At 57.5% G+C, this 21,853-nt stretch carries 16 protein-coding genes; 9 read left to right on the plus strand and 7 right to left on the minus strand.

The window, feature by feature from the left end; translation table 11 throughout:
- Positions 1-76: 76 nt before the first annotated feature.
- On the minus strand, positions 77-1,381 hold the full coding sequence (locus ACN1CO_RS17640) for an MFS transporter (protein ID WP_419140079.1): 1,305 nt from the start codon (positions 1,379-1,381) through the stop codon (positions 77-79).
- A gap of 400 nt (positions 1,382-1,781) precedes the next feature.
- Between ACN1CO_RS17640 and uxaC the strand changes: the two genes are divergently transcribed.
- From uxaC to ACN1CO_RS17655, 3 genes are read left to right on the plus strand one after another with little or no spacing between them, the layout of a single operon-like run.
- On the plus strand, positions 1,782-3,197 hold the full coding sequence (gene uxaC / locus ACN1CO_RS17645) for a glucuronate isomerase (RefSeq protein ID WP_419140080.1): 1,416 nt from the start codon (positions 1,782-1,784) through the stop codon (positions 3,195-3,197).
- 2 nt (positions 3,198-3,199) lie between these two features.
- A complete protein-coding gene (locus ACN1CO_RS17650; protein ID WP_419140287.1) occupies positions 3,200-4,648 on the plus strand; it encodes a tagaturonate reductase in 1,449 nt (482 codons plus the stop codon).
- Between the two features lie 4 nt (positions 4,649-4,652).
- Positions 4,653-6,143 carry a UxaA family hydrolase gene (locus tag ACN1CO_RS17655; protein ID WP_419140081.1) on the plus strand — a complete coding sequence of 497 codons (1,491 nt, stop codon included), beginning with the start codon at positions 4,653-4,655 and terminating at the stop codon, positions 6,141-6,143.
- Between the two features lie 274 nt (positions 6,144-6,417).
- Here ACN1CO_RS17655 and sstT read toward each other — a convergent pair whose 3' ends face one another.
- From sstT to ACN1CO_RS17670, 3 genes are all read right to left on the minus strand, one after another.
- Positions 6,418-7,650 (minus strand): serine/threonine transporter SstT, encoded by a 1,233-nt coding sequence (sstT, locus tag ACN1CO_RS17660; protein ID WP_419140082.1) that lies wholly within the window; start codon positions 7,648-7,650, stop codon positions 6,418-6,420.
- Positions 7,651-7,885: 235 nt separating this feature from the next.
- Complete coding sequence (locus ACN1CO_RS17665) at positions 7,886-8,854, minus strand: TerC family protein (protein ID WP_419140083.1); 969 nt, start codon at positions 8,852-8,854, stop codon at positions 7,886-7,888.
- A 257-nt stretch (positions 8,855-9,111) separates the two neighbouring features.
- The gene (locus ACN1CO_RS17670; RefSeq protein ID WP_419140084.1) at positions 9,112-10,098 is read right to left on the minus strand and encodes a Gfo/Idh/MocA family protein; all 987 of its coding nucleotides are present in this window, start codon (positions 10,096-10,098) and stop codon (positions 9,112-9,114) included.
- Positions 10,099-10,244: 146 nt separating this feature from the next.
- On the opposite strand from ACN1CO_RS17670, the gene ACN1CO_RS17675 reads away from it, so the two are divergent.
- Complete coding sequence (locus ACN1CO_RS17675; RefSeq protein WP_419140085.1) at positions 10,245-11,933, plus strand: chloride channel protein; 1,689 nt, start codon at positions 10,245-10,247, stop codon at positions 11,931-11,933.
- Here the strand turns inward: ACN1CO_RS17675 and ACN1CO_RS17680 are convergent.
- Entirely contained in the window at positions 11,930-12,433 is a 504-nt protein-coding gene (locus ACN1CO_RS17680) for a M48 family metallopeptidase (protein ID WP_010256568.1), read from the minus strand. The genes ACN1CO_RS17675 and ACN1CO_RS17680 overlap by 4 nt on opposite strands.
- An 83-nt stretch (positions 12,434-12,516) precedes the next feature.
- On the opposite strand from ACN1CO_RS17680, the gene rlmG reads away from it, so the two are divergent.
- The gene (gene rlmG, locus ACN1CO_RS17685; protein ID WP_419140086.1) at positions 12,517-13,635 is read left to right on the plus strand and encodes a 23S rRNA (guanine(1835)-N(2))-methyltransferase RlmG; all 1,119 of its coding nucleotides are present in this window, start codon (positions 12,517-12,519) and stop codon (positions 13,633-13,635) included.
- Here rlmG and ACN1CO_RS17690 read toward each other — a convergent pair whose 3' ends face one another.
- Positions 13,636-15,654 carry an FAD-dependent oxidoreductase gene (locus tag ACN1CO_RS17690; RefSeq protein WP_419140087.1) on the minus strand — a complete coding sequence of 673 codons (2,019 nt, stop codon included), beginning with the start codon at positions 15,652-15,654 and terminating at the stop codon, positions 13,636-13,638.
- 184 nt (positions 15,655-15,838) lie between these two features.
- Positions 15,839-16,546, minus strand: coding sequence for a polyphenol oxidase family protein (locus tag ACN1CO_RS17695; RefSeq protein ID WP_419140088.1), 708 nt, complete (start codon positions 16,544-16,546; stop codon positions 15,839-15,841).
- A gap of 106 nt (positions 16,547-16,652) precedes the next feature.
- Between ACN1CO_RS17695 and ACN1CO_RS17700 the strand changes: the two genes are divergently transcribed.
- From ACN1CO_RS17700 to ACN1CO_RS17715, 4 genes are all read left to right on the plus strand, one after another.
- Entirely contained in the window at positions 16,653-17,462 is an 810-nt protein-coding gene (locus ACN1CO_RS17700) for a 5'-nucleotidase, lipoprotein e(P4) family (RefSeq protein WP_419140288.1), read from the plus strand.
- Positions 17,463-18,041: 579 nt separating this feature from the next.
- On the plus strand, positions 18,042-18,677 hold the full coding sequence (locus tag ACN1CO_RS17705; RefSeq protein WP_419140089.1) for a carbonic anhydrase: 636 nt from the start codon (positions 18,042-18,044) through the stop codon (positions 18,675-18,677).
- Positions 18,674-20,149 carry a SulP family inorganic anion transporter gene (locus tag ACN1CO_RS17710; RefSeq protein WP_419140090.1) on the plus strand — a complete coding sequence of 492 codons (1,476 nt, stop codon included), beginning with the start codon at positions 18,674-18,676 and terminating at the stop codon, positions 20,147-20,149. The genes ACN1CO_RS17705 and ACN1CO_RS17710 overlap by 4 nt, the downstream gene beginning before the upstream one ends.
- A 269-nt stretch (positions 20,150-20,418) precedes the next feature.
- Positions 20,419-21,840, plus strand: coding sequence for a diguanylate cyclase (locus tag ACN1CO_RS17715; protein WP_419140091.1), 1,422 nt, complete (start codon positions 20,419-20,421; stop codon positions 21,838-21,840).
- The last annotated feature ends 13 nt before the right edge of the window (positions 21,841-21,853 follow it).

Below are 21,853 nucleotides of genomic sequence, written 5' to 3' on the forward strand. Positions count from 1 at the left end.
TGGTAGCAGACAGATAAGTTGTTATACCACTTCAGGCGGTGCGAGGAAATGGGCTGGCTTGCGCCAGCCCGGCAGATCAATTGTGAACGGCGCTGGCTGGCGGAATCACCGTTTCCGCTTCCAGCTCGGAAATTGGTTTATTTTTCAGGACGGTCCAGATCACCACGGCACCCAGCAGATCGAACACCGCCAGTGCAGCAAACAGCGGGCTGAAGCCCAGCGTATCGGCCAGGGCACCGACAACCAGCGCAAACATGGTGCTGGCGGTCCATGCGGCCATACCGGTTAAGCCGTTAGCCGTCGCGACTTCATTGCGGCCAAAAACGTCTGACGACAGGGTGATGAGCGCACCAGAAAGGGCCTGATGCGCAAAGCCGCCGACGCACAGCAGACCAATGGCAACGTAAGGGCTGGTGAACAGGCCGATGGTGCCTGGCGCAATCATTAACACCGCACCCATCGTCACCACCATCTTGCGGGAGACGATCAGGTTAACGCCGAACCAGCGCTGAAACAGCGGCGGCAGATAGCCACCCAGGATGCAGCCGAAGTCCGCGAACAGCATCGGCATCCAGGCGAACATCGCAATCTCTTTCAGGTTAAAGCCGTACACCTTAAACATGAACAGCGGAATCCAGGCGTTGAACGTCCCCCATGCCGGTTCTGCCAGAAAACGCGGCAGGGCAATGCCCCAGAACTGGCGGTTACGGATAATCTGCAGGGCCGACATTTTGCGGGTGTTGCCGGTCTGATGCTGCGCTTCCTGACCAGAGAGAATATAGTCGCGCTCTTCATCGCTCAGCTTCTTCTGCTGTTTCGGGTGCTTGTAAAACACCAGCCAGCAGAGTGCCCACGCCATGCTCAGCACACCGGTCATGATAAAGGCCAGCTGCCAGCTGTGCGCCACGATCGCCCAGACGACCAGCGGCGGAGCCAGCATCGCGCCGATAGATGAACCCACGTTAAAGTAGCCTACCGCGACCGAACGCTCTTTGGCCGGGAACCACTCACTGCTCGCCTTCAGACCGGCCGGAATCATCGCGGCTTCAGCCGCACCGACGGCGCCACGCGCCAGCGCAAGACCGCCCCAGCTGCCCGCCATCGCCGTGGCGGCACAGAAGATCGCCCACAGTACAGCAAACACCGCATAGCCGACTTTGGTGCCCAGCAGATCCAGTACATAACCTGCCACCGGTTGCATCAGCGTGTAGCAGGCTGAATAGGCCGCAATGATGTATGAGTACTGCTGCGTGGTGATATGCAGCTCTGTCATCAATGTCGGGGCCGCCACGGCAATGGTGTTACGGGTCAGATACCCCAACACTGTACCGAGCGTCACCAGTCCAATCATGTACCAGCGTAACCCTTTGATCTTACGCATCCTCTACCTCTTCCAGTTCTGTATGCGGTCTTGCCGCTGTTGTTATCTGGAGCGGGACAGCACGTGATGCAGCTCTGCTCACGCCCGCAGGTTCTGTCTGAGCAACCCTGTTCTGACCTTGCCGTTATCTGAGTCATTAACGACCTCATGATGGAGCGAGAGCCTAACTTGTTATACAACTTTAAAAGTTGAGAGCCATCACAAAAACCCTTTCTGCACTGTGGGATACTGGAAACCTGCTTAATGACAGCCATTTAGCGCGCTACGGACGACTAAAACGTCCATAACGGCAGTCCGGTACCGCCGTTTATGTGAGCAGGATCGCAAATAAATCCGTAACGGACTAAAATTGGTATGATAACTTTGGACCATCAGTGGTTCAGTCGATGAGGAAGCATGTATGTCACGTTTCATGACCGAGGATTTTTTGCTGGATAACGAATTCGCCCGTCGTCTCTATCACGACTATGCGAAAGATCAGCCGATTTTCGACTATCACTGCCACTTACCGCCGCAGCAGATTGCCGAAAATTATCGCTTCGCCAACCTTTATGACATCTGGCTGAAGGGCGATCACTATAAGTGGCGGGCGATGCGCGCCAACGGTGTGGCTGAGGCGTTCTGTACCGGCAACGCCAGCGATCGTGAAAAATTTGACGCCTGGGCGCGTACCGTGCCGCACACCATCGGCAACCCGCTCTATCACTGGACCCATCTGGAATTGCGCCGGCCTTTCGGCATCACCGACACGCTGCTTTCTGAGAAAACTGCCGACAACATCTGGCACCGCTGCAATGAACTGCTGGCGCAGGATAGCTTCACCACACGCGGCATCATGCAGCAGATGAAAGTGAAGATGGTTGGCACCACGGACGATCCGCTGGATGACCTGCGCCATCATCGCGCGCTGGCAGACGACACCAGCTTCAGCGTCAAAGTGCTGCCGAGCTGGCGTCCGGACAAAGCGTTTAATATCGAAGCCGACACCTTCCTGCCGTGGATCGAAACGCTGGAGCAGCTGACTGACATCAGCGTGCAGCGTTTTGAAGATCTGCGTAGCGCTCTGCATCAGCGGCTGGATCACTTCGCCGCACACGGCTGTAAAGTCTCCGATCATGCGCTGGATGTGGTCTGTTATGCCGAGGCGGATGACGCCACGCTGGATGCGATTCTGGCGCGTCGTCGCAGCGGGGCCGCGCCGAGTCCGCAGGAAACGGCACAGTTCAAAACGGCGGTACTGGTCTGGCTGGGCAGTGAATATGCCCGCCGTGGCTGGGTGCAGCAGTATCACATTGGCGCACTGCGCAACACCAACCCGCGTCAGTACCAGTTGCTGGGGCCGGATGTGGGCTTCGACTCCATCAACGACCAACCGCTGGCAGAACCGCTGGCACGCCTGCTGGGCGCACAGAATCTCAATAATGCACTGCCGAAAACCATTCTTTATTGCCTGAATCCGCGCGACAACGAAGTGCTGGCGACCATGGCGGGTAACTTCCAGGGTGAAGGTCAGGCGGGCAAAATGCAGTTCGGTTCCGCCTGGTGGTTTAACGATCAGCTGGACGGAATGCAGCGTCAGATGACCCAGCTGGCGCAGATTGGCCTGCTGAGCCGCTTCGTCGGGATGCTGACCGACAGCCGCAGCTTCCTCTCTTACACCCGTCACGAGTATTTCCGCCGGTTGCTGTGCCAGATGATTGGCCGCTGGGTGGAGCAGGGTGAAGCGCCAGCCGATGAAGCGCTGTTAGGTCAGATGGTACAGAACATCTGCTTCAACAATGCCCGCGATTACTTCGGCATCGAGTTGGGAGCCTGATGATGAAAAGGCTAAACCGCCACGACTTTCCGGGCGCGGTCTATCGCGACCGGGTGATCCAGTTCGGCGAAGGAAACTTCCTGCGCGCCTTTATTGACTGGCAGATTGACTGGCTGAATGAACATCAGGGCACCGATGCCGGGATCGTGGTGGTACGGCCGCGCAACCGTGAAGTCAGCGACAGCCTGAATCAGCAGGATGGCCTCTACACCACGCTGATTCGCGGGCTGAACGACCAGGGCGAGCAAGTCAGCGAAACCCGGCTGATCCGCAGCCTCAATCGTGAGATCCAGCCCTGGCAGCAGTTTGGCGAATTTATGGCGCTGGCCCGGAATCCCGATCTGCGCATGGTCTTCTCCAACACCACCGAAGCGGGCATCGCTTTTGTCAGCACAGATCAACTCACCGATCAGCCCGCCAGCAGCTTCCCTGGCAAACTGACACAGCTGCTGTGGGCGCGCTATTCCCACTTCAATGGGGCCAGCGACCGGGGCTGGCTGGTGGTGCCGTGCGAGCTGATTGACCATAACGGCGACGCGTTACGCGATCTGGTGCTGCGCTACGCCGATCACTGGCACCTGCCATCCGAATTTAAAACCTGGGTTCATGAGCACTGTGCCTTCTACAACACCCTGGTCGACCGTATCGTTACCGGCTTCCCGGCGGAAAGCGAGCAGTTGCAAAGTGAACTGGGTTATGAAGATCGCTATCTGGTGGCGGGCGAAGTCTACTACCAGTTTGTGATTCAGGGACCGTCGGCGCTGTTCAGTGAGCTGAAGCTGGCGGCGCTGTCACCGCAGGTCCGGCATGTGGATGACATTGCGCCCTATAAAGCGCAGAAAGTGGCCATCCTCAATGGTGCGCATACCGCGATGGTGCCGGTGGCGTTTCTGGCCGGTATTGAGAGCGTCGGGGAGGCGATGGCCGATCCGGCAATTGCCGGATTTGTCGACAACCTGCTGCGCCACGAAGTGATCCCGACGCTGGATCTGCCCGCAAACGAACTGCACGCCTTTGCCGATGCGGTTCAGCGCCGCTTCCGCAATCCGTTTATCCGTCATGCGCTGCTGTCGATTGCCCTCAATGGCATGACCAAGTTCCGCACTCGTCTGTTGACGCCACTGCTTGCCGCACATCAGCAAACCGGCGAGTGGCCGACACACATTACCTTTGCGCTGGCAGCGCTGATCGCCTTCTATCGCGGCGAGTCAGCTGGCAAAAGCTGGCCGTTACAGGATGAGCCGCAGTGGTTACAGCGCTACGCCGACGCCTGGAAAGCGGTTAATGCGGACCAGATGTCACCGGCACAGCTTGTCGATACCGTACTAAGCGACGCGCAACACTGGGGCGAAGATTTAACCCGTCAGCCCGGACTGGCTGCGGTTGTCACCCAACACCTGCAAAATATCATCGCCCACGGAATGCGTGAGGCGCTGAGCCAACTGAGATAACGCTATGCAAGACGCAATTAAAATTGATCCCCGCGACAATGTCGCCGTGGCGTTACGTGACTTAGAGGCGGGCGCCACGATAGCGCTGCCGCCACTAAGTGTGGCGGTGCAACAGGCCGTCGGACGCGGGCATAAATTTGCCCTGCAGCCCATCGCGCAGGATGAACTGGTGATCAAATATGGGCTGCCCATTGCCCATGCCACGCAGCCTGTGGCCGCCGGTGAGTTAATCCATTCGCAGAACGCGCGTACTAATCTCAGCGATCTGGATGAGTATGCGTATCAGCCTGAGTTTGTGACATTACCAAAGCAGCCGGGCGATCGTGAGGTGCAGATCTACCGTCGTGCTAACGGCGAGGTCGGCATCCGCAATGAGCTGTGGATCCTCCCGACCGTCGGCTGCGTCAACGGCATTGCGCGTCAGATCCTGCAGCGTTTCCTGAAAGAGACACAGGAGGCAGAAGGCATTGACGGCGCATTCCTGTTCAGCCACACCTTCGGCTGCTCGCAGCTGGGGCAGGACCACGAAAACACCCGCACCATGCTGCAGAATATGGTGCGCCATCCCAACGCGGGGGCGGTGCTGGTGATTGGTCTCGGCTGTGAGAACAATCAGGTCGATGCCTTCCGCGATACTCTTGGTGCGTTTGAAAGCGACCGGGTCGAGTTCATGGTGTGCCAGCAGCATGACGATGAGGTTGAAGCCGGGCTGGAGCGTCTGCATGCGTTGTATGAAAAAATGCGTCACGACCGGCGCGAGCCGGGCAAACTCAGCGAGCTGAAGTTTGGTCTGGAGTGTGGCGGTTCGGATGGTTTATCCGGCATCACCGCGAACCCATTACTGGGGCGCTTCTCGGACCAGATGATCGCCAATGGCGGCACGACCGTGCTGACCGAAGTGCCGGAGATGTTTGGCGCAGAGCGGATTCTGATGAGCCGCTGTCGCGACGAAGAGACCTTCGGCAAAACGGTGGCAATGATCAACGACTTCAAACAGTACTTTATCGATCACCAGCAGCCGATCTACGAGAATCCGTCGCCGGGCAATAAAGCGGGTGGCATCACGACGCTGGAAGAGAAGTCGCTGGGTTGTACACAGAAAGCGGGGCAGAGCCAGGTGGTCGATGTGCTGAAGTATGGCGAGCGGTTGAAAACGCCGGGGCTGAATCTGCTGAGTGCACCGGGCAATGATGCAGTCGCTACCAGTGCGCTGGCGGGAGCCGGTTGCCACATGGTGCTGTTCAGTACCGGACGCGGTACGCCTTATGGTGGTTTTGTGCCGACGGTGAAGCTGGCGACCAACACGCCGCTGGCGGAGAAGAAACCGCACTGGATCGACTTTAATGCCGGACGGTTGATCGAGGGGATGAGCATGGATGCAATGCTGGAAGATTTTGTCGACAGCATTGTGGCGATTGCCAGCGGTCAGCAGACTAACAACGAGAAGAACGATTTCCGCGAGCTGGCGATTTTTAAAAGCGGTGTAACGCTCTAAGTTTGCCGGGCAAAAGTAGCAATCTTGAGGTCGTCATTAACGTCGGTTAATCCTATGCCCTTCGCGGGTGGCGGAGTCCGATCGCAAAGTCGCTTAAAGCATCCCTGCTCGCTCGGCCCGCGCAATTACGCACCTCATCCCTGAGGTGCGCCCGTTGCCGGGCCAACGCGTTGCGTTGTTCAAAAACGCTCCCGGCGTTTTTGTCCCTGGCGCGGGACGCTTTGCTCTTCGGACTCAGCCACCCGCTCTTTGAGCTGTTGAGCTATCTGAAAGATTAGGCCCGACTGGTTTCGCGCTCCGCTTCTGCCTGACAGACGGCTGCCGTAAACAGAATATCCGTTGAGGAGTTCAGCGCGGTTTCCGCCGAATCCTGCAGTACACCGATAATAAAGCCGACCGCGACGACCTGCATCGCCAGATCATTCGGAATGCCGAACATATTGCAGGCCACCGGAATCAACAGCAGTGAACCACCCGCCACGCCCGATGCCCCACAGGCACACAGTGACGCCACCAGACTCAGCAGAATCGCCGTCGGCACATCAATACTGATACCCAGCGTATGCACCGCCGCCAGCGTCAGCACGGTAATGGTGATCGACGCACCCGCCATACTGATGGTCGCACCCAGCGGAATCGACACCGAATAGGTATCCTCATCCAGATCCAGACGTTTCGCCAGCGCCATATTCACCGGAATGTTGGCGGCAGAACTGCGGGTAAAGAAGGCAGTCACGCCGCTTTCACGCAGGCAGGTGAAAACCAGCGGATAGGGGTTACGGCGGATTTTCTGGAACACCAGCATCGGATTCACTACCAGCGCCATCAGCACCATACAGCCCAGCAGCAGCGCCAGCAGATGCGCATATTGCCACAGCACGCCAAAGCCGGTTGAAGCCAGAATCGACGCCACCAGACCAAAAATACCGATTGGCGCGCAGCGGATGACGCAGCGAACCAGCCAGGTCACCGCCTCTGAGGCATCATTGAGGAAGGCGCGGGTAGTGTCACTGCTGTGACGGAACGCCAGCCCGAGGCCAATGGCCCACACCAGAATGCCGATATAGTTAGCCTGCATCAGGGCCGTGATCGGGTTCGACACCATGCTCATCAGCAGTCCACGTAACACCTCGGTAATGCCGGAAGGGGGAACGATTTCTGTGGTGCCCACCGCCAGCGTCAGCGTCTGCGGCATCAGATGGCTGAAGACCACCGCGACAACCGCCGCGAAAAAGGTGCTCAGCAGATAAAGCATGATAATCGGCCGGATATTGGTCTTCTGGCCCTGCTGGTGGTTGGCAATTGAGGCGATCACCAGCATCAGTACCAGCAACGGGGCGACCGCTTTTAGCGCACTGACAAACAGTTCACCCAGCAGACCGACCGCCAGCGCGGCATCGTGTGAAACCCAGGCGAGCGCCACACCAGCGATCAACCCAATCATGATTTGCTTCACCAGGCTTCCGGCGAGCAGCGTGCCCAGACGTGCGGAGAGAGTTTTCTGCATAATATTTTCTATATTTTGTCGCGGATGTAGTTTCAGACGCGATGTTTTGCATCGGCTAAAACGGTTTGCCCGGCGGAGTATAAGGAAAACATCGGATGAGAAAAGAGAAAGTTCTGTCGCTGTGGAGCAGGTCAGATTTTTATTATGCTGGATAGTGGAAGTGTGACAGAGGGATGAAATGGCGTGACAGGCTGTCGCAAAATAAAACAGGGGCATCCGCTGCCCCTGCAGGTAATTATGGTGCGATCTTTTTCTGGTCTCTTTTGCGGTTAACCCAGGCGTTAATCAGCAGGGTTGATGCCAGAATGGCACCGACTACACCCAGGGAGATACCGACCGGGATATGGTAGAGATCGACGATCAGCATCTTAAAGCCGATGAACACCAGCACAATCGCCAGGCCATACTTCAGCATCGAGAAACGTTCCGCCACGTTCGCCAGCAGGAAGTACATGGCACGCAATCCCAGGATAGCGAACAGGTTTGAGGTCAGCACGATGAACGGGTCGGTAGTCACAGCGAAGATCGCCGGGATACTGTCGACGGCAAAGATCACGTCGCTGAGTTCCACCATAATCAGCACCAGCAGCAGCGGAGTGGCAAACAGCACGCCATTTTTGCGGGTGAAGAACTTCTCGCCGTCGAGATCGTCGGTCATGCGTAAATGCTTACGCAGCCAGCGCACCACGGGTTTGTCGCCGACTGCACCGTCATCCTCTTTCGCCAGCGCCATCTTCACGCCGGTAAACAGCAGGAAGGCACCGAAGACATAGAGGATCCAGCTGAACTGCGTGACCAGCCAGCTACCCGCGAAGATCATGATGGTACGCAGCACGATAGCGCCTAATACTCCGTAGATCAGTACACGGCGTTGCAGGTTGGCCGGAATTGAGAAGTAGCTGAACAGCATCAGCCAGACGAAGACGTTATCCACCGCCAGCGCTTTTTCCAGCACATAACCGGTCAGGAAGGCGAGAGTTTGCGTATTGGCCACTTCACGTCCCGCGCTGCCCTCCAGATACCACCAGAAGGCGGCGCTGAACAGCAGTGAAACGGAAATCCAGATCAGCGACCAGACCGCCGCCTGTTTGAAAGACATGGTCTGCGCGCCGCGGCGTCCCTGCAACAGCAGGTCGATAGCCAGCATGATTAGCACCACAACCGCAAAGCTGCCCCACAGTAAAGGCGTACCCACAGTTTGCATATTCGTATCCTGTCTTAAAAAGAAAAAAAAACGGCTGAAGTCAGAAGACGTCAGCCGCTTATTTTTGTGTAAGCAAACCTCGCCTTCCGGCAAGGTCTCACTTACAACACAGAAATGGATTCCGGGTTGCCTGATGACCGGATGCTTTCGCAACGTAATGACGATCAATCAGCTTACAAGTTACTCCCCTTTGCAGGAGGCTAAGTTACGGATTAGCCGCACAGGAAGCAACACCTCTCAGACATATTTAGAAATATTTACACAGCAGTCAGATCGGCGGGGAAGATCACGCCGGTCTGACTGCGGATTTCAGTCAGGAGTGCTGCGGTAATGCGCGAAACCTCCAGTCCGGAATGGTCCACATGACGCTGCTCAACCAGCCGGGCAAACGCGGCCGCTTCATACAGCATGGTGTTGATGTGTTGCGGCTGGCTCAGCGCCTGCTTTTCAGCACCACGAAGAATAAAGGTCAGCTGCTGGCACTCCGATAACTTTTCAATCACCAGCGCGCCCGCTTCACCCTGAATCTCGCTGGGCAGGCTGGAATCACTCACTTTCGAATGCAGAATCGTCACGTCGAAATCACCATAGCTCAGCAGCACCACGCCATGCGCGTCCACGCCGCTTTCAAGCAGCGTCGCGGTAGCCTGCACGCGTTCTGGTTCGCCCCACAGCGCCACCGCCAAAGCCAGGCAGTAATAACCGATATCCATAATCGAACCGTTCGACCAGCGCGGATCAAAGGTATTCGGGTTCTCGCCGTTGAGATAGCGCGGATAACGTGAGGAGTACTGGCAGTAACTCAGCAGCGCTTTTCGCAGTTTACCGACGTCAGGCAGCGCCTGTTGTAAACGCAGGAAATTCGGCAGGCTGGCGGTTTTAAACGCCTCAAACAGCACCACCTGATGCTCACGGGCGCAGGCGATCATCTGCTCCACTTCGGCCAGATTCGAGGCCAGCGGTTTTTCGCAAATCACATGCTTGCCGTGCGACATAAACAGCAGCGCCTGCTGGCAGTGCAGGGCGTTGGGGCTGGCAAGATAGACCGCATCGATCTCCGGGCTGGCGGCCAGGGCTTCCAGTGAGGTAAAGGTCTGTTTGCAGGGATAATCGGCGATAAAGGCGTCGGCCTGCTGCTGACTGCGTGAATAGACCGCACAGAGCTTCATCGCTCCGGTTTCATGAGCGGCATCAATAAACTGGCGTGTAATCCAGTTTGTTCCCACAATGGCAAAACGAATCACGTCATCTCTCCGGCAGCGTTAAAGCGGCAGAGTAACATCTCCCCGGCGCTGTGCAATGGTGCCGGGCGGGCAGGGATTGATCCTGCGATCCGCATTCCAATAATATGCGGAAGCGATGATTTTTATGTATCAACCAGGGAGCGCAGGTGAAAGCAAGTAAGCACGCATTAAACTGGACCACACTTTTGATCGCTATTCCGGTCGGGTGTGCGGCGTCGCTGGTGACGCTGGCTTTTCGCGGCGTAATTGAACTGATCAATCATCTGCTGTTTGCCCGTAGTGGCGACATTACCGAATCCCTGCATCTCTGGCCGTGGATCTTCTGGCCGCTGCTGGTGGGCGCGGGCGGCGTGCTGGCAGGCTTTTTCCTGCGTTACGCGGTTGCCATTGAGCAGCAGCAGACGGTGAAAACGGATTACCTTGAAGTGATCAACGCCCGGCTCGATGCGGTGCCGACCAAAACGTCGCTGTTCCGCGCCTTATCGTCGATTGCCAGTATTGGCAGCGGCGCGTCGATAGGTAAAGAGGGGCCGATGGTGCAGCTCTCAGCACTGTGCGGCAGCGCGATTGGCCGCCTGTTACCGGCGTCGCTTAACCTGAAAAACAGCGATGTGGTCGCAATGGCGGCCGCGGCAGGCCTCGCATCGGTCTATCATGCGCCGCTGGCCTCGGCGATTTTCGTCGCGGAGATCGCCTTTGGTATTTCCGCGTTGCAGCGGCTAATCCCCCTGATTATCGCCTCAGCAACGGCGGTGATGACCATGTGGACGCTGGGCTTCCGCAGCGCGCTCTATCCGCTGGCGGACGCGAGCTTCGCCATGGATCTCAGCAGCCTGCTGATGACAGTGGTGATTGGGTTGAGCGCCGGGCTGGCGGGCTGGATTCTGATCAAATGCATCGCCCGCAGCAAAGTGCTGTTCAGCCGGGTCGCCACGCTGCCCGTGCGTCTGGGCGCGGGCGGATTCGCCGTAGGCTTACTGGCGCTGATCTCCACCGATATCCTCGGCAACGGCTACGAAGTCATCGTCAAAGTCATGGCGGGTGACTATCTGCTGCCGGGCCTGTTGCTGCTGCTGCTGCTGAAAACGCTCGCCACCAGCCTGTCGGTGGGGTCGAACGCCGTCGGTGGACTCTTTACGCCTTCGCTGCTGATTGGCGCGCTGCTTGGCGTCATCATCGCGACGGTGGGTGCGGCGCTCCATCTGCCGCTCGGCAATGTGCTGCTCTATGCCGCGATTGGGATGGCGGCGGTGCTGGCGGCGGTCAGTCAGGCGCCGTTGATGGCGATGCTGATGGTGCTGGAGATGACGCTCAACAGTAGCCTGCTGTTCCCGCTGATGATCGCGACCGTGCTGGCGTCGATGGTGGTCTATCGCCTGCAATCCGCCAGTACCTATCCGGTGGTAAGTCATCACTTCAGCCGTTCAGAGGCGAAATATGATTTCGACAACATGCGCATTGCCGAGCTGATCATTCCCGGTGCGGCGTTGCAGCCGGAGGAGTCCGTGGGGCAGGCGCTGGCGGTCAGCTCGCTGAAGCGTGAACGCTATGTCTACGTGATCAACGCCGCGGGTGCCTTCCTCGGCGTGGTCTCGATTCATGAGATTTCGCGCCGGGTGCTGGCGCAGGAGATCACCCTCGACTCACCGGTGCAGTGCGTAATGGATCAGGACTTCCCGGTAGTGTTTGAGAATCAGAGTATGCGCGAGGGGTGGGAGGCGTTTGCGGCAGTCACGCTGGAGCGACTGCCGGTGCTGAATAATCCGCAGGAGCGACGCTTTCTGGGGGCGCTGACCAAAACCAGCCTGATTCAGAAAGCGCAGGAGTTTCTTTAAGCTGCGTTGCCGCGCATCGCCTGGTCGGTCATCCACAGGCGCGCATCAAATTCGAGCTGGTGGTAATCCGGCTCCATATGGCAGCAGAGCTGATAGAACGCCTTATCGTGATCTTTCTCTTTCAGGTGTGCCAGCTCATGTACCACGATCATCCGCAGAAACGGCTCCGGCGCGAGGCGGAAAAAGGTTGAGATGCGGATCTCCGCTTTCGCCTTGAGTTTGCCGCCCTGAATCCGTGAGATAGCCGTGTGCAGGCCGAGTGCATGCTTCATCACCTTAATCTTGTTATCCCACATCACTTTGCTGATCGGCGGCGCATTGCGCATATAGCGATTTTTCAGCGCCTGCGTGTAGTCATACAGCGCTTTATCACTCATCACGTCATGAGTGTCAGGATAACGTTCCTGCAGGAACGCACCTAAGCGCTGATGGGCGATCAGCGACTGAACCTGCTCAAGAAGGGGGGCAGGATAACCCTGAAGGTAGATCAGTGAGGACATTAGGGATTCCAGGCGAAAGACAGTATACTGCGCCCCCGATTTTGGGGCGAAAATCAACCAAAGTGTACCACGCCGGAGAATGCATGAGCCAACTTGAACTGAACGATCGCACACTGATCCTGCATCGCTTCCCGCAGATGCGTGACGAAAGTCCATTACAAGCCTGGGATGCGGCTGATGAATATCTGTTACAGCAGGCGCTGCCAGAGGGGCCAGTGCTGGTCTTCAACGACAGTTTCGGGGCCTTAACCTGCGCCCTGAATTCGCGTACCGTCTGGCACGTCAGCGACTCCTGGCTGAGCCAGCAGGCCGCCCGTCAGAACCTGACCTTTAATGGGCTGGATGACAGCGACGTTCACTTTGTTGATAGCCTGGCGGAACTGCCTGCTTCACCTGCGGCTGTGCTGATCAAGGTGCCTAAAACCCTGGCGCTGCTGGAGCACCAGCTGCGCGCCATTCGCGAAGTCGTCACGCCTGATACGGTGATTCTGGCGGCAGCGCGCGCCAAAGAGATCCATAACTCTACCCTGCAGCTGTTCGAACAGATCATTGGTGAAACCAAAACCTCACTGGCGTGGAAAAAAGCGCGTCTGATCTACAGCCAGTTCAGCAAGCCTGAACTGCGTGAGGCCACGTCGACGCTGGTCTGGCCGCTGGATGGCACCCCTTATCAGATTCACAACTACGCCAACGTCTTTTCACGCGCTTCGCTGGATATCGGCGCACGGCTCTTTGTGCAGCATCTGCCGGAAAACATTGAGGGCGAGATTGTCGATCTCGGCTGTGGTAACGGCGTGGTGGGGCTGGTGGCGCTGGAGCAGAACCCGCAGGCCGAGGTGCATTTCCTTGATGAGTCTTACATGGCGGTCGCTTCCAGTCAGCTTAATGTGGAAATGAACCGTCCTGATGATCTGTCACGCTGTCAGTTCCTGGTGAACAACGTGCTGAGCGGCTATCCGTCAGATCGGCTGCACGCGGTGCTGTGTAACCCGCCGTTCCACCAGCAGCACGCGGTGACCGATCACCTGGCATGGCAGATGTTCCGCGATGCCAAACGCTGCCTTCAGTATGGCGGCGAGTTGCGCATTGTCGGCAACCGCCACCTCGATTATCACCACAAGCTGAAGAAGCTGTTTGGTAACTGTACGCTGATCGCCTCTAACCAGAAGTTCGTGGTGCTGCGCGCGGTGAAAATGCGTTAGTCAGACGGTTAATGCCAGTTGCGTCGCCTGCGCAATCGCACGGCGAGCATCCAGCTCCTGCGCCACATCCGCACCGCCGATGACTGTCACCCTCTGTCCTTTTGCACGCAGCGCGGCTTCCAGTTCGCGCTGCGGCTCCTGTCCGGCACAGATAATCACATTATCGACCTCCAGCAACAGCGTTTCGCCGTTGCGCCGCAGATGCAGGCCGCTGTCATCAATCGCCAGATACTCAACGCTGCCCCACATCTCAACGCCCTGCGCCTGCAGACTGGCGCGATGGATCCAGCCGGTGGTTTTTGCCAGCCCGGCACCCGGTTTTCCCGATCGGCGTTGCAGCAGCCAGATTTGCCGTAACGCGGCAGGCGGCTCGGGTTTCATCACGCCGCCACGCTGCGTCAGGCTGTGGTCGATGCCCCATTCGGCATAAAACGCCGCCAGATCCTCGTCATGGGATGGCTGTGACAGATACTCCGCCACATCAAAGCCAATACCGCCGGCGCCGATAATCGCTACCCGTTTACCCACCGGGCGCTTATCGCGCAGCACCTCCAGATAGCTCAGCACGCTGGGGTGGTCGATGCCCGGAATATCGGGCGTACGCGGCTGAATGCCGGTCGCCAGAACCACTTCATCGGCGTCACTCAGCTGATCCGCCGTCACCCGCCAGCCCGTCTGAACCGTCACGCCTGCGGCTGCCAGCTCATGCCGGAAATAGCGCAGCGTTTCGCTGAACTCTGATTTGCCAGGGATCAGCCGGGCAAGATTGAACTGGCCGCCTATCTCCGGCGCGGCCTCATAGAGGGTTACCTGATGGCCGCGCTGCGCCGCCTGTAGCGCAAACGCCATGCCGGCCGGACCGGCGCCCACTACGGCCAGCCTGCGCGGGGCGGTGCTGGCGATGACCGGCATCAGCGACTCATGGCAGGCGCGCGGATTGACCAGGCAGGAGGTAATTTTACCGGCGAACACCTGATCGAGGCAGGCCTGATTACAGGCAATGCAGGTGTTGATGCTGTCCGGTTCACCGCGCTGTGCTTTAGTGACAAAGGCGGGATCGGCGAGAAAAGGGCGCGCCATCGACACCATATCGGCGCAGCCGGACTGCAACAGCTGCTCGGCGACGGCGGGATGGTTGATGCGGTTGGTGGCGATGACCGGTACTGACACATGGGCGCGCAGGCGCTGCGTCACCCAGGCAAAAGCCGCGCGCGGCACGCAGGTGGCGATGGTCGGGATGCGCGCTTCGTGCCAGCCGATGCCGGTATTGAACAGCGTGACGCCGCACTGCTCCAGCTCGCCCGCCAGCATCAGCGTCTCCTCCAGCGTGCTGCCCTCTTCGATCAGATCGAGCATCGACAACCGGAAGATGATGATAAAGGCATCGCCGGTTGTGGCGCGAACCGCGCGGGTAATCGCCAGCGCGAACTGCATCCGCTGCCGGAAGTCGCCGCCCCAGCGGTCGGTGCGCTGATTGGTATGCTTTACCAGAAACTGATTAATCAGATAGCCTTCGGAACCCATGATCTCCACACCATCATAGCCCGCCTGCTGGGCTAGCCGGGCGCAGCGGGCGAAGTCATCAATCGTCTGTTCAATCGCCGCCTCGCTCATCGCCTGTGGCGTAAACGGGTTAATCGGCGCCTGGCGCGCCGAGGGCGCAACCAGATCGGGCTGATAGCTGTAGCGGCCGGTATGCAGGATCTGCAGGGCGATTTTGCCCTGATGCTGATGCACCGCCTCCGTGATCTGCCGGTGCCAGCTGCACTGCGCCTCATCGATGAGCACTGCGCCATGCGCGGTGGTGACACCCTGCGCATTGGGTGCAATGCCGCCGGTGACGATCAGCGCCACGCCTTCGCGTGCGCGCTCGCCATAAAACGCTGCCAGCCGGGCTGCGCCATCCGGATGCTCCTCCAGGCCGGTGTGCATCGACCCCATCAGAAAGCGGTTTTTCAGTCGGGTAAAGCCAAGATCCAGCGGCGTAAATAGCGCAGGATAATCAGGATTGGCGGACATGACAGTCACTCACAGTTAAGTGGTCGGATGAGTTTACTCTAGCCACTTCTGCGTTAAAAAAAAGTGAAAGAATGTCAGGGTGTGAGTGAAATCATAAACAATGGCAGGGGAACAGGGCGCAGGGAGCTTGTGTCTCAGGCCGAAACGCCCTGCGCGGCTTTTGATATTTCTGGCTCTGAAACGCTTAACGCCGCCGGATCCATGAATAGCGCGAGCGATAGCCGCTGCCATAGTGGGTATTAAAGCGGTAGCTGGAACCGCTCTCGGCCATGCAGTAGGTGCAGACATTGACGTTATCGATCTGCGTGGCCGGCACACCTGCGTTCACCAGCAACTGCGTCGCCAGTGCCGGCAGATCGAACCAGACGCCCTGCTGGTGGGCAGAAGCCTGTGGCCGTTGTGCCTGCGGATTTACCGGCTGATTGCGGTGCCAGCGCAGCCCACTGGAAAACGCTGGATTCTGCGCAATCTCTGCCAGCTGCGGTTCGGCCAGTTCATAGCAGCAGGGGCCCATCGACGGGCCGATTACCACCACCAGATCCTGCGGGTTGCAGCCCTGTTCGCCCAGTTTTTCCACGGCGCGGGTCAGCACACCCGCCAGCGTGCCCTTAAGTCCGGCATGCACGGCCGCCACGACCCGCTGCTGGCGATCGGCGAACAGCACCGGCAGGCAATCGGCGGTGTAGACCGCCACAGGTCGCGTCCCGCTGCCGATCACGCCATCGGACTCGCAGCTTTTGGGCGGGATGTTCTCAATATCGGTGACCACGGTCGCGCTGTGGCGCTGATGTCCATAGGCGGCATCGGCGGGAGGCGGCTCACCGGCGGGCTGAAACGCATAATCGAGCCACTCCAGCGAATCGAGCAACGGCGAGCGCGGGATCACGGCCATAAGAATCTCCTGTTATAACAGCGTGCGTTGGGCTGCCCACAGCTTACGTTAACTGCTACATTTTTGAAGCTTCTCCTCAGACCTTTCTCACCTTAAGGATGAAATGATGAAAACCTCCGCAAAACTGGCTGCATCCGGACTGGTCGCGCTGCTGCTGACCGGCTGCGCCTCGTCGACCCATCAGACCGCACAACAGCAACTCGGCCAGCAATCGGTGCTGGCGGTAAACTGGTTCCAGCAATCTGGCGAATATCAGGCGCTGACCTGGCAGGCCTTTAACACCGCGCGCATGGCGTTTGATCAGGCGCCGTCGCTGACCGGCAAACCCAAAGCGGTGATTGTCGATCTGGATGAAACCATGCTGGATAACAGCGCCTACAGCGCGTGGCAGGCGAAAAATGGCCAGCCGTTCAGCAGCAAAACCTGGTCAGCCTGGACGCAGGCGCGTCAGGCGAAAGCGGTGCCGGGTGCGGTCGAGTTCGCGCGTCATGTGACAGAGAATGGTGGCACGCTGTTCTATGTGTCGAACCGCGATCAGAAAGATTACGCTGCCACGGTCGCCAATATGCAACAGCTCGGCTTCCCGAATGTCAGCGATCAAACGGTACGTCTGAATACCGACAGCTCCAACAAGCAGGCGCGTTTCGATGCCATCAAAAACGCGGGCTATAACGTCGTGCTTTACGTCGGCGATAACCTCAACGATTTCGGTGGGGCGACCTGGCACAAGGGTAATCAGACGCGTCGCGATTTTGTGAATCTCAACCACCAGCAGTTTGGTACGCAGTTCATCGTGCTGCCGAATCCACTCTACGGCGACTGGGAGAGCGGAATGGCGGAAAACTACAATAAACTGACGCCGGAACAGCAGCTGTCGGTGCGGGAATCACGCCTGCAAAGCTGGAACGGTAAATAATTCGTCAAGAAAAAGAGCCTGCTCGTTCAGGCTCTGTTTAGAATTGGTCCTGATTTACTTACCGCCGTCACTATTTTCCTGCAAATTAAATTAATCATCTCTTGCTCCCTTCTTAACTCTCTACAGGTCTATCTGACTGGCTAAAAGCAATTAAGCCGGTGGATTGTGCTAATGGTTAATTTTTTAATTAAGAGTATTCCTGGTAAAAATAGAACTGGTTGGTATGGCAGTAAATATCCCCTCTGTTAATGCTTGTATTTATTTGTCAGCAATAACTTTAGTTTATTTTCTTTCCTTTTTTATCTCATTGATTGTAATAATCTAAAAATGAATTCTGGTTATTCTTTCTCATCCCTGCCGCTTAATTAAATTTACGTAAACCTGACTTTTGCTGACGGTGAATTGACAAAATACGTGATGTTAAAGCGCTGTGAAATATTGCCCGTGCATTGGCAATGGTTAGCGTCTATAACCTTTTTCTGTGACTCAGTTCTTATTTACCTGGCGGCTCACGCTTTATTTGTGAGCCGATACACTTTGTGGTTAGCCAGGATGCGACATCCCGGTAGTAGAGAGAAGATGAATGTGACGACACTTAAACCCTTATTAGCGAAAAATCGCAGTTGGGCATTACAGCGCCGCCAGCGTAACCCGGACTATTTTAAAAATTTCCTTCATCAGCAAAAGCCGCACTCACTCTGGATAGGTTGTTCTGATAGTCGCGTTCCGGCTGAGGTATTAACCGGTTCCCATCCTGGCGAACTCTTTGTGCATCGTAATATCGCCAATATGGTGATTGAGGATGACGACAATTTACTGAGCGTGCTGCAATACGCGCTCTTCTTTCTCGGCGTAAAACGCATCGTATTAAGCGGCCACTATGGCTGCGGTGGGGTAGAAGCCGCGCAGAATCTGCCGGGCAGTGTGCTGGACGGGCAGGAGAGCGCGCTGGCGAGACAAATTCAGACGCTGCGTCAGGATATTCAGGCGGGTCTGGCAGAAAGTCCCGCCTCAGACGCGGCGCCGGGTGAACATCTCGACCGGCTGGTTGAGGCCAACGTTAAGGCGCAATTCGCCAGACTGGTGAAATCTGAACCGGTCCGGCAAATCTGGCAATCGGGCCAGGAACTGGAGGTGTTTGGTTGTGTTTATGACCTGCGCTCCGGCCATCTCAAAGAGCTGATTCATCAATCTGCAGAGGAGCCTTCACTATGAACCTCGATACCCTGCGCCGCGACATTCCCGCGGGTCTGGTGGTGTTTCTGGTCGCCTTACCGCTCTGTCTTGGCATCGCCCAGGCCAGCGGACTGCCGCCGTTTGCCGGTCTGCTGACCGGTGTAATTGGCGGCCTGGTGGTCACCTCCCTGAGTCCATCCCGGTTTGCCGTCAGCGGCCCGGCGGCGGGCCTGGTCACTATTGTCGTCGCCTCAATGGCATCACTGGGTAGCTTCTCTGCCTTCCTCACCGCGCTGATTATCGCCGGGGCACTGCAATGTGCGTTTGGCCTGCTGCGCGCCGGACGGTTTATTGCGCTGGTGCCGGGCAGCGTCATCAAAGGGATGCTGGCGGCGATTGGTTTGCTGCTGATCATGCAGCAGATTCCGGTGGCGCTGGGTGCCGCTGGCGATGCGGAGCTGGTATCACTGGTGACCGGCGAGATGACTTTCTCGCTGCCTGCAATCCTGGTGGCGGGTGTCGGATTAGCCATTTTATGTCTCTGGACCACCGCGCCGGTAAAACGCATTAAAGCACTGGCCTGGATCCCCGGCCCGCTGATTGCCGTGCTGATCGGCTGTCTGGCAACGGTGGTGGGAGGGCGACTGTTCCCTGAGATGACCCAGGGCCTGGCGCGCATTTCGCTACCCGCGTTTGACAGCGTCTCCGCGCTGGTGGCTGAGCTGGAAACGCCCGACTGGATGGCCTGGCAGAATCCGCAGGTCTGGGTGGTTGCGGTGACGCTGGCACTGGTCGCTAGTCTGGAGACTCTGCTGAGCCAGGAGGCGCTGAAGAAACTGCGTCCTCAGACGCCCGCGCCGTCGCCCAACAAAGAGATGTTCGCGCAGGGTATCGGTAACCTGGCGGCAGGTTTCCTTGGCGCGATGCCGATAACAGCGGTGATTGTGCGCAGCTCGGTTAACGTCAGTGCGGGCGCACAAACCAAACTGTCGATCTTCATTCACGGTGTGCTGCTGCTGATTTGCGGCATGTGGTTCAGTGAGATGCTGAACGCCATTCCGCTGGCCAGCCTCGCGGCTGTGCTGCTCTACACTGGTTATAAGCTGGCGACACCGCGACTGTTCGTTGAGCAGTTCCGGATGGGGGCGCAGCAGTACGTGCCGTTTCTGGCCACCATCGTCGGGATTATCACGCTGGGTATGCTGGTCGGAATTGGTATCGGTATCGCCACGCAGATCCTCTACAGCATCTACAAGAGCCATCGCAACGCGCTGCAGCTCACCCGCTATGACGACCACTACGTGCTGCGCTTTCAGCAGAACCTGACCTTTATGCACAATCCAAAGCTGCAGGGATTGCTGGATGAGATCCCGGAAAACAGCGTGGTCATCGTCGATAACGACAATGCGGAATATATCGATCCCGACGTTAAAGCGGTGCTGAAAGATTTTGGCGATAACGCCGACAAACGCGGCATTCGCCTGAGTCAGTGGCCGGTTGCCGTAAAATAGCGTTTAGCGCAACGGTAAAGTCGTCAGAACAGCAAAAATCGGATATCTCGGATATCCGATTTTTTTATTTGCGATGCATAATAGAGCCCCAGTTTTTGCTGTCATCTGATGGGTTTAGCCTCAAAACGGTAACTTTTCTGAGTTAGCCCATGAAACGAGGTTTTATCGCCGGATGACATTGAGGATATTCAGGATTTAATCATTCTGACACCACGCGCCTGTCCAGGCTGGCGTGGACAGCCAGCCTCTCTGTGACAAGGTCCGGATGTATGCGCATACAGCTGTTTGAAGAGCACAACGTTAAGAAGAACGCATTTTCACTGTTTTTAATCACGTTGCTGTTTTGCTTTATCGGCGGACACCTGCGCTTTCCACAGGAGCTGTCGCTGTTCTGGCCGGTCAATGCGATCGTCACTGGCGTGATCGTCCGGAATCCTTTTCTGCATCAGACCCGCTATTACCTGGCCACCTTTGCTGCGATGGTGTTTAACGACATCGTTTTTTCAGGCTGGGCGCTCTCTGCTTTTACCCTCAACATGGCGAATCTTCTGTTTGTGCTGGTGGCGGTGACGCTGCTGGTAAAACATCTTCAGCACGACTCCGGCAGCGAGCGTATAACCAGCGTGCTGCGCATTTTTCCGGCCTGTCTGCTGGCCGGACTGGCCTGCGCCAGCTGGGGGGCGCTGGCGCAGCAGGCCGATTTTAACAGCGGGCTGGTGACGGCCTGGGGCGAATGGTTCAGCGAACAGTTCTCAACCGGGCTGATGCTGCTGCCCTTTTTGCTGACGCGCGACTGGGCGTCGCTGTCGCCCCGGCAGTTTATGCAGATGCGCAAGCTGGCACCGGTTGTCGCCGTGATTTTTTCGCTGATGATTGGCGCGATGATGGGCGGCGCAGGCAGCCTGACGTTCCCGGTTCCGGCGCTGGTCTGGTGCGCCATCGTGCTGCCGATGCCGCTCACCAGTCTGGTGATTTTGCTCACCGGCATTAGCGAAATCATTCTGGTTTCGCACGGTGTGATGAATATCCAGGGCGATGACAATATGCTGCCGATCACCCATCTGACTTCGGCACGGCTGGGCGTGGCGACCATTGCGATCAGCCCGCTGATTGTGGCGGTGAGCATGGATGCGATTCGCCAGCTCAACCAGCGTCTGGCGCTGCGCGCCAACTATGACTTCCTGACCCGGCTGCTGTCGCGGTCCGGCCTCTATGAAAGTCTGCGTGCTGAGCCGATCTTCCCGGACCGCCGGGCGGGCGTGATTCTGCTGGATGTCGACTACTTCAAAGCGATTAACGACAATTTTGGTCATGATGCGGGTGACAGCGTACTGGAAGAGATCGCCCGCCGTATGCAGCGCGTTGTGGGTAAAGAGGGGCGCATCTGCCGTTTTGGCGGCGAAGAGTTTGCGGTGGTGCTGTTCGACCAGAATCCGGAAAAGCTCTACTTTCTTGCTGAGAGCATCCGGCAGAAGATGGCGAAAGAAAAGTTCTGGCTGCAGGGCAGTACGGCCACGGTCACTGTCAGTCTGGGGCTGGCGCATGGCAGTGCCGGTGAGTCGACGGAGTGGCACCGCGTGATAAACCGGCTAATCTCCGCAGCCGATAAAAACCTCTATCTGTCGAAACGCAATGGCCGCAATCAGACCTCGCCGGTTAACTACCGTGCCATCACCAGCGACGTGGCATAACGCCACGCCGCCG

Origin of the sequence: Pantoea sp. R13S299 (genome assembly GCF_048515925.1) — a bacterium.
Classification (GTDB): Bacteria; Pseudomonadota; Gammaproteobacteria; order Enterobacterales; family Enterobacteriaceae; genus Pantoea.

Coding starts and splice junctions, on each gene's coding strand:
- ACN1CO_RS17640 (WP_419140079.1), bottom strand. CDS start 1,381: ATGCGTAAGATCAAAGGGTTACGCTGGTACATGATTGGACTGGTGACG.
- uxaC (WP_419140080.1), top strand. CDS start 1,782: ATGTCACGTTTCATGACCGAGGATTTTTTGCTGGATAACGAATTCGCC.
- ACN1CO_RS17650 (WP_419140287.1), top strand. CDS start 3,200: ATGAAAAGGCTAAACCGCCACGACTTTCCGGGCGCGGTCTATCGCGAC.
- ACN1CO_RS17655 (WP_419140081.1), top strand. CDS start 4,653: ATGCAAGACGCAATTAAAATTGATCCCCGCGACAATGTCGCCGTGGCG.
- sstT (WP_419140082.1), bottom strand. CDS start 7,650: ATGCAGAAAACTCTCTCCGCACGTCTGGGCACGCTGCTCGCCGGAAGC.
- ACN1CO_RS17665 (WP_419140083.1), bottom strand. CDS start 8,854: ATGCAAACTGTGGGTACGCCTTTACTGTGGGGCAGCTTTGCGGTTGTG.
- ACN1CO_RS17680 (WP_010256568.1), bottom strand. CDS start 12,433: ATGTCCTCACTGATCTACCTTCAGGGTTATCCTGCCCCCCTTCTTGAG.
- rlmG (WP_419140086.1), top strand. CDS start 12,517: ATGAGCCAACTTGAACTGAACGATCGCACACTGATCCTGCATCGCTTC.
- ACN1CO_RS17690 (WP_419140087.1), bottom strand. CDS start 15,654: ATGTCCGCCAATCCTGATTATCCTGCGCTATTTACGCCGCTGGATCTT.
- ACN1CO_RS17695 (WP_419140088.1), bottom strand. CDS start 16,546: ATGGCCGTGATCCCGCGCTCGCCGTTGCTCGATTCGCTGGAGTGGCTC.
- ACN1CO_RS17700 (WP_419140288.1), top strand. CDS start 16,653: ATGAAAACCTCCGCAAAACTGGCTGCATCCGGACTGGTCGCGCTGCTG.
- ACN1CO_RS17705 (WP_419140089.1), top strand. CDS start 18,042: ATGAATGTGACGACACTTAAACCCTTATTAGCGAAAAATCGCAGTTGG.
- ACN1CO_RS17710 (WP_419140090.1), top strand. CDS start 18,674: ATGAACCTCGATACCCTGCGCCGCGACATTCCCGCGGGTCTGGTGGTG.
- ACN1CO_RS17715 (WP_419140091.1), top strand. CDS start 20,419: ATGCGCATACAGCTGTTTGAAGAGCACAACGTTAAGAAGAACGCATTT.